Origin of the sequence: Agrococcus sp. Ld7 (assembly GCF_045064095.1) — a bacterium.
Classification (GTDB): Bacteria; Actinomycetota; Actinomycetes; order Actinomycetales; family Microbacteriaceae; genus Agrococcus.
Window position 1 is genome coordinate 23,273 of sequence record NZ_JBISGY010000026.1, and the last position, 13,907, is coordinate 37,179.

At 72.1% G+C, this 13,907-nt stretch carries 11 protein-coding genes; 7 read left to right on the forward strand and 4 right to left on the reverse strand.

Features of this window, described 5'->3' with window-relative positions; translation table 11 throughout:
• The first annotated feature begins 58 nt into the window (after positions 1-58).
• The gene (locus tag ACJJVL_RS04955; protein WP_405217212.1) at positions 59-2,713 is read left to right on the forward strand and encodes an FtsK/SpoIIIE domain-containing protein; all 2,655 of its coding nucleotides are present in this window, start codon (positions 59-61) and stop codon (positions 2,711-2,713) included.
• On the opposite strand, the gene ald is transcribed toward ACJJVL_RS04955, so the two are convergent.
• Both ald and ACJJVL_RS04965 read right to left on the reverse strand, forming a co-directional pair.
• On the reverse strand, positions 2,680-3,792 hold the full coding sequence (ald, locus tag ACJJVL_RS04960; protein ID WP_405217213.1) for an alanine dehydrogenase: 1,113 nt from the start codon (positions 3,790-3,792) through the stop codon (positions 2,680-2,682). The genes ACJJVL_RS04955 and ald overlap by 34 nt on opposite strands.
• Positions 3,792-5,126: an aminotransferase class III-fold pyridoxal phosphate-dependent enzyme gene (locus ACJJVL_RS04965; RefSeq protein ID WP_405217214.1), complete on the reverse strand. Its 1,335-nt coding sequence runs from the start codon at positions 5,124-5,126 to the stop codon at positions 3,792-3,794. The genes ald and ACJJVL_RS04965 overlap by 1 nt, the downstream gene beginning before the upstream one ends.
• Before the next feature lie 76 nt (positions 5,127-5,202).
• Here ACJJVL_RS04965 and ACJJVL_RS04970 point away from each other — a divergent pair, with 76 nt between their 5' ends.
• Positions 5,203-5,703: an OsmC family protein gene (locus ACJJVL_RS04970; protein ID WP_405217215.1), complete on the forward strand. Its 501-nt coding sequence runs from the start codon at positions 5,203-5,205 to the stop codon at positions 5,701-5,703.
• Complete coding sequence (dxr, locus tag ACJJVL_RS04975) at positions 5,700-6,812, forward strand: 1-deoxy-D-xylulose-5-phosphate reductoisomerase (RefSeq protein WP_405217216.1); 1,113 nt, start codon at positions 5,700-5,702, stop codon at positions 6,810-6,812. Before ACJJVL_RS04970 ends, dxr begins: the two co-directional genes overlap by 4 nt.
• Positions 6,813-6,949: 137 nt before the next feature.
• On the opposite strand, the gene ACJJVL_RS04980 is transcribed toward dxr, so the two are convergent.
• Positions 6,950-7,570, reverse strand: coding sequence for a peptidase M23 (locus tag ACJJVL_RS04980; protein WP_405217217.1), 621 nt, complete (start codon positions 7,568-7,570; stop codon positions 6,950-6,952).
• A 47-nt stretch (positions 7,571-7,617) separates the two neighbouring features.
• Here ACJJVL_RS04980 and ACJJVL_RS04985 point away from each other — a divergent pair, with 47 nt between their 5' ends.
• Positions 7,618-8,946, forward strand: coding sequence for a M50 family metallopeptidase (locus ACJJVL_RS04985; RefSeq protein ID WP_405217218.1), 1,329 nt, complete (start codon positions 7,618-7,620; stop codon positions 8,944-8,946).
• Positions 8,947-9,132: 186 nt separating this feature from the next.
• Here ACJJVL_RS04985 and ACJJVL_RS04990 read toward each other — a convergent pair whose 3' ends face one another.
• Positions 9,133-10,170, reverse strand: a complete 1,038-nt coding sequence (locus tag ACJJVL_RS04990; protein WP_405217219.1) for an RNase H family protein — start codon at positions 10,168-10,170, stop codon at positions 9,133-9,135.
• Positions 10,171-10,364: 194 nt separating this feature from the next.
• Between ACJJVL_RS04990 and ispG the strand changes: the two genes are divergently transcribed.
• From ispG to ACJJVL_RS05005, 3 genes are all read left to right on the forward strand, one after another.
• The gene (gene ispG, locus ACJJVL_RS04995) at positions 10,365-11,507 is read left to right on the forward strand and encodes a flavodoxin-dependent (E)-4-hydroxy-3-methylbut-2-enyl-diphosphate synthase (protein ID WP_405217220.1); all 1,143 of its coding nucleotides are present in this window, start codon (positions 10,365-10,367) and stop codon (positions 11,505-11,507) included.
• A 5-nt stretch (positions 11,508-11,512) separates the two neighbouring features.
• A complete protein-coding gene (locus ACJJVL_RS05000) occupies positions 11,513-12,805 on the forward strand; it encodes an MFS transporter (protein WP_405217221.1) in 1,293 nt (430 codons plus the stop codon).
• 64 nt (positions 12,806-12,869) lie between these two features.
• Positions 12,870-13,877, forward strand: coding sequence for an AAA family ATPase (locus tag ACJJVL_RS05005; protein WP_405217222.1), 1,008 nt, complete (start codon positions 12,870-12,872; stop codon positions 13,875-13,877).
• Positions 13,878-13,907 lie beyond the last annotated feature (30 nt).

Below are 13,907 nucleotides of genomic sequence, written 5' to 3' on the forward strand. Positions count from 1 at the left end.
TCCACAGGGCGTCGGGACCGCTGCCACGGCTGGCCCGCGGGCATCGCATGCTTCGGCCATGGACACCCGCATCGATCTGCCACGGCCGCCGACCGACGCGGAGCCGCCGCCGTTCCCGCTGTTCGCGAGCCTCGCGCCGGTGCTGGGCGCGGGTGCGCTGTGGCTGCTGCTGCAGACGCCGACGGTGCTGGCGTTCGCCCTGCTCGGTCCCGTCATCGCGGTCGCGGGTCTCGGGGACGGCCGTCGCACGCGCCGCAGGCGGTGGCGGCGCGAGGCCGAGCGCTGGCGGGTCGAGCTCGGCGAGGTCGCCCAGCGCGTGGACGTCGCGCTGGAAGAGCGGCGCGAGGCGTTCGCGGCCGCGCATCCGGGGCCCAGGAGCGTCGCCGCCCGCCCGCCGCACGATCCGCACCGCTGGCGACGCGCCGCCGACTCGCCGGTGTCGGTCGTGCTCGGCACCGGCCCACTGCCGTCGGGGATCGCGCTCGAGGGCACGGTGCCGGCGTCGGATCCGGCCGTGCGGCGGCTGGGAGCCGCGCAGGCGGCGGATCGCCTGCGCACAGCCGCGGCGGTCATCGACGGGCCCATCGTCGTCGACGCGAGGGAGGGGATCGGCATCGTCGGACCGCGGCTCGTGGCGCTGGCGCTCGCGGGAGCGGTCGTGGTGCAGGTCCTGGATGCCGTGCCGCCGGGCGCCGCCGAGGCGATCGTGCCCGACGACATCGCCTGGGACTGGCTGGAGGCGCTGCCGCACGTGGTGCATCGAGAGCCCGGCAGCGCGGTGCGACTGGTCGGCGATGCGGTGGAGCTGACGGTCGCCGTGGCGGAGCGCGCGGCCGGCCTGCCGCGCGAATGCCGCATCGTGGTGCACGCAGCGCTGGACCGGGCGCGGGTGGGGGAGCGATGCTGCAGGCCTGCGGCACTGAGCGAGCGCGAGGCGATCGCGGGGATCGAGACGCTTGCGCGCGCCGCCGACCATGCAGGATTCCGTCGCGCAGGGACGCTGCCGACGGCCGTCGGCCTCGAGGAGCTGCCGGCCGCGGAGGGTGGGCTCGCCGCCGTGTTCCTGGTCGCGGATGGGCCGATCGAGCTCGATCTCGTGCGTGACGGCCCGCACGCGGTCGTGGGCGGCACCACCGGCTCCGGCAAGAGCGAGCTGCTCATCGCCTGGGTGGCCGCGATCGCAGCGCGGCGCTCGACGGCAGAGGTCTCGTTCCTGCTGGTGGACTTCAAGGGCGGCGCGTCGTTCGCAGCGCTGCACGCGCTGGCGCACTGCGTCGGCGTCATGACCGATCTGGATCAAGCGGGGGCACTGCGGGCGATCGAGAGCCTGCGGGCCGAGCTGCGGCGCCGCGAGCGGCTGCTCGCCGACCAGCATGCGAGATCGATCGAGGAGGCGGTCGACCTGCCCCGCCTGGTGATCGTCGTCGACGAGTTCGCGGCGATGCTCCACGAGCTGCCCGATCTGCACCGATTGTTCGTCGACCTGGCTGCGCGGGGCCGCTCGCTCGGTGTGCACCTCGTGCTGTGCACGCAGCGACCCGCAGAGGCGGTGCGCGACGCGCTGCTGGCCAACTGCGGCATCCGCATCTCGCTGCGCGTGACGGATGAGCACGACGCGGTGGCGGTGACCGGCACGGCTGCGGCGGCAGCGATCCCGCTCGCGGCGCGGGGACGCTGCATCGTGCGCGTCAGCGGCGGCGCGACGCGCTCGGCACAGGCTGCCCTCGCGAGCGCGGAGCACCTGCGGGCGCTGGTGGCCGCATCGGCGGGCCAGCCCCGAGCGGCCCGCCCGTGGCGCGAGCCGCTGCCGCGATCCCTGCCGCTCGCCGCCGTCGATGCCGAGGGCGTCCGGCTCGGGCTCGTCGACCGGCCAGCCCAGCAGTGCATCGTGCCCGTCGGGTGGCGCCCGTCGCTCGACGGGCCCCTGCTGGCCGTCGGCGGCGCGGCCAGCGGTCGCACGGCGCTCGCGGATCTGCTCGCGCAGCAGCTCGGCTGCCAGGTCGTCGACCGGGAGGACGCGCTCTGGGATGCGCTGCAGGAGCCCGGGCCGCTGGTTGTGGACGATCTCGACCTGCAGCTGGCCAGGCTCTCGGAGGAGCACCAGAGCTCGGCGGCGCACGCCATCGCCCGACGGATGCGAGAGGGGCATCCGGTCGCCGTCACCGTCCGGCGCGTCTCCACGGCGATGGGCCAGCTCGCCGCGCTCGCCGAGGTGCGCATCCTGCTGCGGATCGCGAGCCGCCAGGAGCACGTCGTCGCGGGCGGTGAGGGCCGGCTGCACGACAGCACGCTGCCGGCCGGCGCCGGGTGGCTGCGCGACGAGCGCATCCAGCTCGCGCTGCCGGATGCCGCCGCGCCGCGCCGCGCACCCCGCTTCGTACCGCTGCCGCGCGGCCCGGCTGCGGTGGTGCTGGGGCCCGGCGTGCGCGTGCCCGCCGCGCTCGCCGGGCCCTCGAGCGGACCGGGCGAGGCCGCGGGCGGGTCGCTCGTGATCGGATCCGTTGCCGAGTGGGAGGCCGCGTGGGGCGAGCTCGACCGGCTGCGCGCCGAGCGTCCCGTTGTCGTGCTGGGCGTCGAGGAGCGCGCGCTGCGGCAGGTGCTCAGGCACGCGCCACCGGCGCCCCCGATGCGCGAGGCACCCGCCTGGGTGCTCCAGGACGGGCGCTTCGAGCGGATCCGCTACGCGAGCAGTGACGCGAGCGGCGTCGCCTGAGTCTGCAGCGCCGCGGCGACCGCGTCGTTGCCGACCCGACCGCCTGTCGTGTTGAGCCCCTGCGCAAGGCCCGCGTCTGCCTGCAGCGCTTCGCGCCAGCCGCGATCGGCGAGCCGCAGCGTGGCATGCAGGGTTGCGTTGGTGAGCGCCTCCGTCGCGGTGCGCGGCACCGCCCCCGGCAGGTTGGCGACGCACGCGAAGACCGTCTCGTGCACGCGGAAGGTCGGATCGTGGTGCGTGGTGGGGCGCGAATCCGCGAAGCAGCCGCCCTGGTCGATCGCGATGTCCACGAGCACGGAGCCGGGGCGCATGCCCGCGACCAGCGCGTTCGAGACGAGCTTCGGTGCCTTCGCACCCGGGATCAGCACCGAACCGATCACGAGGTCGGCATCGCGCACCGCCTCATCGACCGTGACGCGGTTCGAGTGCAGGGTCTGCACGCGGCCCCCGTAGACGGTGTCGAACTGGCGCAGCCGGGGGAGCGAGACGTCGAGCACCGTGACGCGCGAGCCGAGGCCGACGGCCATCTCGACCGCTGCCGTGCCGGCCACGCCGCCGCCCAGGACCACCGTGTGGCCCGCGCGCGTGCCGGGCACGCCGCCGAGCAGCAGTCCGGCGCCGCCTGCCGGCGCGGTCAGCAGGAGGGCCCCCTGCACCACCGACAGTCGACCCGCCACCTCGCTCATCGGAGCGAGCATCGGCAGCGAGCCGTCCGGCGCCCGCACCGTCTCGTAGGCGATCGCCGTGGTGCCGCGCTCGATCAGCACCTGCGCCAGCTCGGGAGCGGCCGCGAGGTGCAGGAAGGCGAAGAGCGTGAGGTCATCGCGCAGGAAGTCGAACTCCTGCGCAATCGGCTCCTTCACCTTCAGCACGAGCTCGGCCGACCACGCCTCGGCAGCGGTCGCGACGACGCGCGCGCCCGCCTGGCTGTAGGCGGCATCCGGGATCCCGCTGCCGATGCCGGCGCCGCGCTCCACGATGACCTCGTGGCCACGGGCGACCAGTTCGGTCGCGCCGGTGGCGGTGAGCGCGACCCGCGCCTCGTCGGCCTTGACCTCGCGCGGGACCCCGATCAGCATCAGCCGGCGCTCTGCACCGACTCGATCGCGCGGTCGATGACCTCCACAGCTTCGCGCAGCTGGTCATCGGTGATCGCGAGGCTCGGCAGGAAGCGAAGCACGTTGTAGTCGGTGCCGGCGGTCAGCACGAGCACGCCGTCCTTGCCGGCCGCCTGCGAGATCGGCGCGGTGGGGATGGGCGCTCCCGACTCGGGGTCGATGAACTCGACCGCGATCATCGCACCCTTGCCGCGCACCTCGATGATCTCCGGGTACTTCTCGGCGAGCCCGTCGAGCAGCGGACGGAGGACCCGCTCGATGCGGACCGCCTCACCGTTCAGGTCGTTCGACTCGATCTGCTCGAACACCGCCACTGCCGCGGCGCATGCCACCGGGTTGCCGCCGAAGGTGCCGCCGATGCCACCCGTGTGCACGGAGTCCATGATCTCGGCGCGGCCCGTGACGCCCGCGAGCGGCAGGCCGCCGGCGATTCCCTTGGCGGAGAGCACCATGTCCGGCACCCAGCCGAAGTGGTCGGAGGCGAAGGTCTTGCCGGTGCGGCAGATGCCCGACTGCACCTCGTCGGCGATCATGACGACGCCGTTGGCCGTGCACCACTCCTGCATGGCGGGCAGGTACCCGTCGGCGGGCACGATGAAGCCGCCCTCACCCTGGATGGGCTCGATCACGAGGCACGCGAGGTCGCTGACGCCCACGTGCTTGTCGAGGTAGTACTGGGTGCGCTCGGCGGCCTCTGCGCCCGTGAGGCCGTCCTGCAGCGGGTACGAGCCCGGTGCGTGGAAGATGTCGGACGCCAGCGGCCCCATGCCCGTCGCGTACGGCATGGGCTTGTAGTTCATCGTCATCGTGAGGTTCGTGCGACCGTGGTAGCCGTGCTCGACGACCGCGACCGCGCGGCGACCCGTGAACTTGCGGGCGATCTTCACGCCGTTCTCGACCGCCTCGGAGCCGGAGTTGATGAAGAACGACTTCTTGTGGTGGTCGCCGGGGGTGTGCTGCTGCAGGTACTCGGCCACCCGCACGTAGGGCTCGTACGGCGTGGTGCCGAACAGCGAGTGCGTGAGCTTGCCGACCTGCTCGCGGACGGCCGCGACCACCGCGTCGTTCGTGTGGCCGACCGTGGTCACGCCGATGCCGCAGCCCAGGTCGATGAAGCGGTTGCCGTCGACATCGGTGATGATCGCGTCGTGGGCCTCGGCGATGAACACCGGCAGCTGGTGCGGGATGCCCTGCGCGACCGCCTGCTCCTTGCGCTCGAGGAGCGCGCGGGAGTTCGGACCGGGGATCTCGGTCACGAGGGAACGGGAGGCAGAGGGCGCAGCAATGTCAGTCATGCCCCCAGTCTACGCCGGGCGGCATGCTTCCCGACAGGACGCGGCGCCCGCTGCCGGTTCCACCTAGGCTGGCCGCATGCCGATGCAGCACGCGTACACCGTCGATGTGGAGTGGACCGGAGCGGCCGACGCCGGCACCGCCACCCACCGCTCGTACCGGCGCGACCACGTGGTCCGCATCGAGGGGCTGCCCGACATCCTCGGCTCGGCCGACAAGACCTTCCGCGGTGACGCAGCACGACACAACCCGGAGCAGTTGCTGGTCACGGCGCTCGCGCAGTGCCACATGCTCAGCTATCTGCACCAGGCGGCCAGCCGCGGCATCGTCGTGACCGGCTATCGCGACAGCGCCGTCGGCACCATGGAGACCGCGGGCACCGGCGGCCGCTTCACGCGCGTGGTGCTGCACCCGGTGGTGACGATCGAGGATGCTGCACAGGCTGCCGACGCACTGGACGCGCACGTGCAGGCCGGCACCGACTGCTTCATCGCATCGTCGGTGAACTTCCCCGTGCTGCATGCGCCGACGATCGTCGCCGGCGGGCAGACCGTCGCCGAGGGCGAGGCGCACGCGTGAACGGCATTCGGGCATCCGCTGACGGCCAGCGCCGCCGCGTCATCCTGCTCGGCTCCACCGGCTCCATCGGCGTGCAGACCCTCGACGTCATCCGCGCCAACCCGGACCGCTTCGAGGTCGTCGGCCTCGTCGCGGGCACCGACCGTGCGGGGATCGACGCCCAGCAGGCGGAGTTCGGCGGGGAGGCGGCACTCGGTGCGGACGCCGCGGTCACGATGATCGAGTCCGTCGAGTGCGACGTCGTGGTGAACGGGATCACCGGCTCGGTCGGCCTGGCCCCGACGCTCGCCGCCCTCGATGCCGGTCGCACGCTCGCGCTCGCCAACAAGGAATCGCTCATCGCCGGTGGCGACCTCGTGATGGCGAGGGCTCGGCCGGGGCAGATCGTGCCGGTCGATTCCGAGCACTCGGCCATCGCGCAGTGCCTGCTCGCCGGCACCCACGGCGAGGTGCGCAGGCTCGTGCTCACGGCATCCGGTGGCCCGTTCCGCGGGTGGAGCCGGCAGCGGATGGCCGACGTCGCGCCCGCCGCCGCGCTCGCGCACCCGACGTGGGACATGGGCCCCATGGTCACGACGAACTCGGCGACCATGGTGAACAAGGGGCTCGAGGTGATCGAGGCGCACCTGCTGTTCGCCGTGCCGCTCGATCGCATCGACGTCACCGTGCACCCGCAGTCGATCGTGCACTCGATGGTGGAGTTCCACGACGGCTCGACGATCGTGCAGGCCTCGCCGCCAGACATGCGGCTGCCGCTCTCACTCGGCCTCGACTGGCCGAACCGCATCCCGGGCGCCGGCGCGCCGCTCGACTGGTCGACGGCGTCGAGCTGGACGTTCGAGCCGCTCGACGAGGAGGCGTTCCCTGCGGTCGCGCTCGCGAAGCACGTCGGGCGGCTGGGCTCGACCTACCCGGCGGTGTTCAACGCCGCGAACGAGCAGGCGGTGCGGGCCTTCCACCTGGGCGAGATCGGCTTCCTCGACATCATCCCCACGATCGAGCGGGTGCTGGAGCAGCACGAGCCGGGCGAGCTCACGCTCGAGCGGGTGCTGGCCGCCGAGCGCTGGGCGCGTCGCATCGCCGACGAGGTCGCCGGCGTCAACCGCTAGCTGCCCCGCGCCCGCCCCCGCCGTAGGTCGAGGAGCGCCCGGCGCAGCCGCGCGCGTCACGAGACCGGTCTTGCTTCTGTCCGCCTCCCGTAGGTCGAGGAGCGCTCGGCGCAGCCGCGCGCGTCACGAGACCGGTCCTAGACCCGTGGCTCCACCACGACCTCCACCCCGGCGCGATCGATCGCCGCCACCACATCCCCGGCGTCGCCCCACCAGCGCGCGTAGTGCTCCGGATCCCGATTGATCTGCACCGCGTGCGCGACCCGCGTGGGAGCGAGCCCCTCGCGGCCGTCCAGCTTCGCGAGCGCCCGGTAGAAGAGCACGGCAGAGCCGTAGGCATCCATGCGCACTTCGTAGTCGCCCCACCCGGTGCGCTGCTGGAACAGTCCGCGCGAGTCGGGTCCCGCCTCGTCGCCGTAGTCGACCACCCGCAGGCTCGACTCGCCCATGGCGGTCATCACGCCGATGCGCACGTCGCGCTCCGACAGGCCCAGATCGCGCCCCGCATGCATCACGATCGCGGCGTTCGCGAGCTGGCGCCCGCTCCACTCGCCGACAGCCTGTGGCAGCGTGCCCTCGACGTGAGCCGTCTGCGCGACGGGATCCGGCGTGGGGCGCGTGATGATCCAGGCCAGCACCACCACGAGCAGCAGCCCGATGGCGCCCAGCACAATGCCGCGCCCATCGGAGGCAGCGCGCGGCACGCGCTCCGCGACCGGTCGGCGGGCCGACGGGCGTCGCGCAGGGCTCGTGGACATGGTCGCCAGCGTAAGCACATTGCCTATGGCATTAGCCTTGACCGCTGATGGAAGCCGTCATCCTCTACATCGTTGGTGTGCTCGTCGTCGTGGTCGGCCTCGCCGTCTCGATCGGCCTGCACGAGCTCGGGCACCTCTGGCCCGCGAAGCTCTTCGGCGTGCGCGTCGGCCAGTGGATGATCGGCTTCGGACCGACGATCTTCTCCTTCCGGCGCGGCGAGACCGAGTACGGCATGAAGTGGATCCCGCTTGGCGGCTACATCTCCATGTCGGGCATGTTCCCGCCGCTGCGCCCCGGTGGGGAGTCGCGCGATGCCTCCACGGGCTTCCTCGACACGCTCGTGCAGGATGCGCGGGATTCGAGCGCCGACACGATCCACGAGGGCGAGGAGGATCGGGCGTTCTGGCGCCTCGCCACCTGGAAGCGCATCATCATCATGCTCGGCGGCCCGTTCATGAACCTCGTGATCGCGGTCGTGCTCTACGGTGTCGTGCTGTCGGGTTTCGGCATCGCGGTGCCGTCGACCACGATCTCGAGCGTCTCCGAGTGCGTCATCGCCGCATCCGCCGACCGCACCGAGTGCGAGGCCGACGACCCGCTCGCGCCGGCCGCGGAGGCGGGCATCCTGCCGGGTGACACGATCGTCGAGATCGCCGGGCAGCCGGTCGCGGATTGGAGCGCGATCCAGACCGCGATCCGCGACCTAGCGGGGCAGCAGGTGCCGTTCGTCGTGGAGCGCGACGGCGAGCAGCTGAACCTGCAGGTGACGCCGCTCGAGACCGAGCGCTACGTCATCGACGACACCGGTCAGATCGTCGAAGCCGGGGGCGAGCCCGTCACCGAGACGATCGGATTCGTCGGCGTCGGCCCGCAGTACGTCGTCGAGCAGCAGCCGTTGACCGCGGTGCTGCCCGCGGTCGGCGACAACGTCGCGCGCGTCGGCGAGCTGATCATCAACCTGCCGCAGCGGCTCGTGGATGTGGCGGAGGCCGCGTTCGGCCCGGGGGAGCGCGACCCGAACGGTCCGATCTCGGTCGTCGGCGTCGGGCGCATGGCCGGTGAGATCGCGTCGCTCGATCAGGTGCCGATCGTCGAGCGGATCAGCGCCATGGTGCAGCTGCTGGCGAGCCTCAACGTGGCGCTGTTCGTCTTCAACCTCATCCCGCTCATGCCCCTCGACGGCGGCCACGTGCTGGGTGCGCTCGTCGACGCGGTGCGACGCGGCTGGGCGAGGCTTCGCGGCAAGGTCGCGACGCCGCTGGACACCGCGAAGTGGGTGCCCGTGACGCTCGCTGTCACGGCCGTGCTGGGCGTCATGAGCGTGCTGCTCATCTACGCCGACATCGTGAAGCCCGTCAGCGTCTTCGGCGGCTGAGGCCCGCGACGGCTGTTGCGGCTCGCGACGGTGGTTGCGGCTCGCGACGGTGGTTGCGGCCCGCGACGGTGGTTGAGCCGTCCCAGATCGAGGACGGATTCGCGATCTGTCCCGAACCGAGGACCATTCGTCCTCTCCTGGCGACATCTCCTCGATTCGTGCCCGGGGCGTCGCCTGCGAGCCCGACTACGCCTCCCGCGTGCCCTGGTGGAAGCGCTGCCGCCAGCGGGACCCGGAGCGCTGCCACAGCGAGCTGCGGAGCGCGGGTCGGTCACCCACGGAGCGCCACACCAGCAGGATCGTGTCGGCAGCGAGTTCGTGCGCGGCCAGCAGTTCGAGCTCGACGGGCTCGGGCAGCGGCGCGATCTCGGCGAGCAGCTCGTCGCGGCTCCAGTGCCGGCCCGATGCACCGATCTCCTCCCAGTCCGGATGCAGCAGCGCGGCGACCGATGCCGAATCCGAGCGCACCTCGTCGGTGAGCAACGAGCGCTCAAGTCGCACGACCTCGGCCTCGGCGGGCTCGTCGGCCAGGAAATCGAAGCCGTCGAAGAGGTCGGGGGCGGCTGCGGTCTCGTGACGCGTCCGGGCTCCGCCCGGGCGCTCCTCGACCTGCGGGGTTGGGACGGTTGCGGTCTCGTGACGCGTCCGGGCTCCGCCCGGGCGCTCCTCGACCTGCGGGGTTGCGGCCGGGGCGACGACGTCGTTGGTCGAGGAGGCCGGCGCAGCCGGCCGTCTCGAGACCGCCGCAGCATCCGCCGAGAACCCCGGCCCCGCATCCGGCACCGCGCCCCGCTGATACGCCACCGCCGCCCCGTTCGCGAGCCTGTCGGCCGCCTCGTTCAGCGGATGCCCCGCGTGCCCCTTCACCCACTCGAAGCGCACGACGCCGCCCGCAGCCTTCCGTGCCGCCATCAGCCGGTCCAGCTCCTGCATGAGCTCGCGGTTGAGCACCGGCTTGCCGTCCGCCTTCTTCCACCCCTTGCGCTTCCAGCCCGGCATCCACTTCGTGATCGAGTCGATCACGTACTTGCTGTCGCACAGGATCAGCAGCTCGTCGACCTCGCCCGTCTGCTGTAGCAGGTCGATCACCGCCGACAGCTCGCCGATGTTGTTCGTGCCCTGCCGCTGCCCGCCCGCTGCCCAGCGCTCGTCGTCGATGTACCAGCCCCAGCCGGTCGGGCCGGGGTTGCCGAGGGAGGAGCCGTCTGCCGCTGCGGTGATCACCCGACGATCCTGCCAGCCCCGCCGACGCCCGTTCGCCAACGGAGCCTGTGGCATCGCGAGCGGATATTTCGGATCCCGAACCACAGGCTCGGTCGACGCGCACGACGCGCACGACGCGCACGACGCGCACGACGCGCACGACGCGCACGACGCGCACGGAGGGCGTGCGGCGCGGGCCGCGTAGGCTGGGGGTCATGGCAGCCATCAATCTCGGCAAGCCCGAGCCGCTCACGCTCGCGCCCCGCCGCAAGAGCCGACAGATCAAGGTCGGCAAGGTGCTCGTCGGTGGCGACGCACCCGTCTCGGTGCAGTCGATGACCACGACGAAGACCACCGACATCAACGCGACTCTGCAGCAGATCGCCGAGCTCACCGCCACGGGATGCGACATCGTGCGCGTCGCCGTCCCCACGCAGGACGACGCCGATGTGCTGCACATCATCGCGCAGAAGAGCCAGATCCCGGTGATCGCCGACATCCACTTCCAGCCGAAGTACGTCTTCGCGGCCATCGACGCCGGCTGCGCCGCGGTGCGCGTGAACCCCGGCAACATCCGCAAGTTCGACGACCAGGTGGGCGAGATCGCGAAGGCGGCGAAGGCCGCTGGCACGAGCCTGCGCATCGGCGTCAACGCCGGCAGCCTCGACCCGCGCCTGCTCGAGAAGTACGGCAAGGCGACGCCCGAGGCGCTCGTCGAATCGGCCGTCTGGGAGGCGAGCCTGTTCGAGGAGCACGACTTCCACGACTTCAAGATCTCGGTCAAGCACAACGACCCGGTCGTGATGGTGAAGACCTACCGGATGCTCGCAGAGCGCGGCGACTGGCCGCTGCACCTGGGCGTCACCGAGGCGGGCCCCGCGTTCCAGGGCACGATCAAGTCGGCGACCGCGTTCGGCATCCTGCTCGCCGAGGGCATCGGCGACACCATCCGCGTCTCGCTCTCGGCCCCGCCCGTGGAGGAGATCAAGGTGGGCATGCAGATCCTGCAGTCGCTCAACCTCCGCGAGCGCAAGCTCGAAATCGTCTCCTGCCCCTCGTGCGGTCGCGCACAGGTCGACGTCTACTCGTTGGCGGATGCCGTCACCGAGGGCCTCAAGGACGTGCAGGTGCCGCTGCGCGTCGCCGTCATGGGATGCGTCGTGAACGGTCCGGGCGAGGCCCGCGAGGCTGACCTCGGCGTTGCATCCGGCAACGGCAAGGGCCAGATCTTCATCAAGGGTGAGGTCGTCAAGACCGTGCCGGAGGCCGACATCGTCGCCACGCTCATCGAAGAGGCCCGCCGCATCGCCGACGAGGAGGGCCTGCCCTCGGGCGAGGCCGAGATCGTCACGGCCTGACCGGCGTGACGTCCCGAACCGATGCCGGTGTTGCGCGGATGACGACCCTCGGCACGGCGGACGTGCGCGCGGTCCAGCGGCGCACGCTCACCGTGCTCTCCGCCGGGCAGGCGCTCGGCGGGCTCTCGAACGGTGTCGCACTCGGCGTCGGCTCGCTGCTGGTGGAGCAGGTCACGGGTGACCCCGCGCTCGCGGGCCTGGCTGCGACCATGATCACGCTCGGCGGCGCGCTGCTGGCCGTGCCGCTGGCTCGGCTCGCAGACCGTCGGGGCCGCCGCGTCTCGCTCGCCACCGGCGCGCTCATCGCGCTCGGCGGCGCCCTCATGCTCGCGCTCGGCGGATCGCTCGGCAGCGTGTGGATCGTGCTGCCCGGCTTCGCCGTGCTCGGCGCCAGCACCGCCATCAACCTGCAATCCCGCTTCGCGGCCACCGACCTGTCGTCGCCGCGCCATCGCGGTCGCGACCTGTCGCTCGTGGTGTGGATGACGACCGTCGGCGTCATCATCGGGCCGAACCTGATCCCCGCGGGCGACGCGCTCGGCACCGGCCTCGGCCTGCCGCACCTCGTCGGGGCCTACCTGATCGCGGCCGCCGCGCTGGTCGTCGCGATCGTGCTGCTGTGGCTGGGCCTGCGCCCCGACCCGCTGCTCACCGCGCGCGGCCTGGTCGAGACCACCGATCGCGTCATCCCGCGCCTGCGCCTGCTGCGGCACCCCCGCGCGCTCGCCGCCGTCATCACGATCGCCGGCGGACAGGCGGTGATGGTGGGGGTGATGGCACTCACGCCCGTGCACCTCGGGCACCAGGGCCACGACCTGACGATGATCGGGCTCACCATGAGCGCCCACACGGCGGGCATGTATGCGCTGTCGCCCGTCTTCGGCTTCCTCACCGACCGCTTCGGCGGGCGCGGCGTCGCCATCGGTGGTGCCGTGCTGCTGACCGCGGCGGTCCTCACCGGGCTCAGCGTCGACTCGGACTTCGCCCCGATCCCGCTGGCGCTGCTGGGACTCGGCTGGAGCGCGACCACCGTCGCGGGCTCGACGCTCGTGGCCGGCGCGGTCTCGGCCGACCTGCGCCCGGCGCTGCAGGGTCGCAGCGACCTCCTCATGGGGCTCGCGGGGGCCAGCGCCGGGGCCTTGGCAGGACCGGTGCTGGGCCTGGTGGGCTACGTGGGTCTCAACCTGTCGATGCTGCCGGTGATCGCGATCATCGTGATCGCGGCGATCCTGGCGACCCGGGCACAGCCCGCACCGGGTGCTTCCTCAGCGACCGGCTCGGACGAGCAGATAGCGTGACCGAGGCGAGAGCCAGTCAGACCGTGCCGCGGAGTTCGCGGCGATCGAGCCCAAGGAGCATCGCGTGACCTCTGCAGTTCCCGGACGCGACCCCATCACGCCAGAGGAGCTGGAGCGCGCCAAGGCGATCATCCGCTCCATCGAGCAGGCGTTCCAGTCGACCGTCGTCGGCCAGCACCAGCTGCTGCGCTCGCTGCTCGTCGCGCTGCTGACGGGTGGCCACGTGCTCATGGAGTCGGTGCCGGGGCTGGCGAAGACGACCGCCGCCGCCACGCTCGCGCGATCGGTCAGCGCCTCCTTCCACCGCATCCAGTGCACCCCCGACCTGCTGCCGAGCGACATCGTCGGCACGCAGATCTACGACCAGCACTCGGGCGAGTTCCGCACCCAGCTGGGCCCGGTGCACGCGAACTTCGTGCTGCTCGACGAGATCAATCGCTCGAGCGCCAAGACGCAGTCGGCGATGCTCGAGGCGATGCAGGAGCGGCAGACGTCGATCGGTGGCGAGACCCACCCGCTGCCCGCCCCGTTCATCGTGCTCGCGACGCAGAACCCGATCGAGCAGGAGGGCACGTACACGCTGCCCGAGGCGCAGCTCGACCGCTTCCTGCTGAAGGAGGTGCTGACCTACCCGTCGCCCACGGAGGAAGCCGAGATCGTGCGCCGCGCGGAGGCGGGCGTCTTCGACGACGGGCACGATCAGCCGGTCGTCACGCTCGACGACGTGCGCTTCCTGCAGGGCCTCGTGAAGCGCGTCTACGTCGATCAGGCGATCACGAACTACGTCGTGCAGCTCATGTACGTGACGCGTCACGCCGAGGACTACATCGGGGCGCAGCTGGCCGGCTACATCGAGTACGGCGCGAGCCCGCGCGGCTCGCTATCGTTCGCGCAGGCCTCCAGGGCGCTCGCACTCGTGCAGGGCCGCGACTGGGTGATTCCCGAGGACGTGAAGGATCTCCGTCACCCGATCCTGCGGCACCGCATCATCCTCGGCTACGAGGCCGAGGCGGATGGCGTGAGCAGCGAGCAGATCATCGACGCCGTCTTCGGCGCCGTCCGGACACCGTAGGCCGCGTCGTGGAGCGGCGGCTGCGCAAGG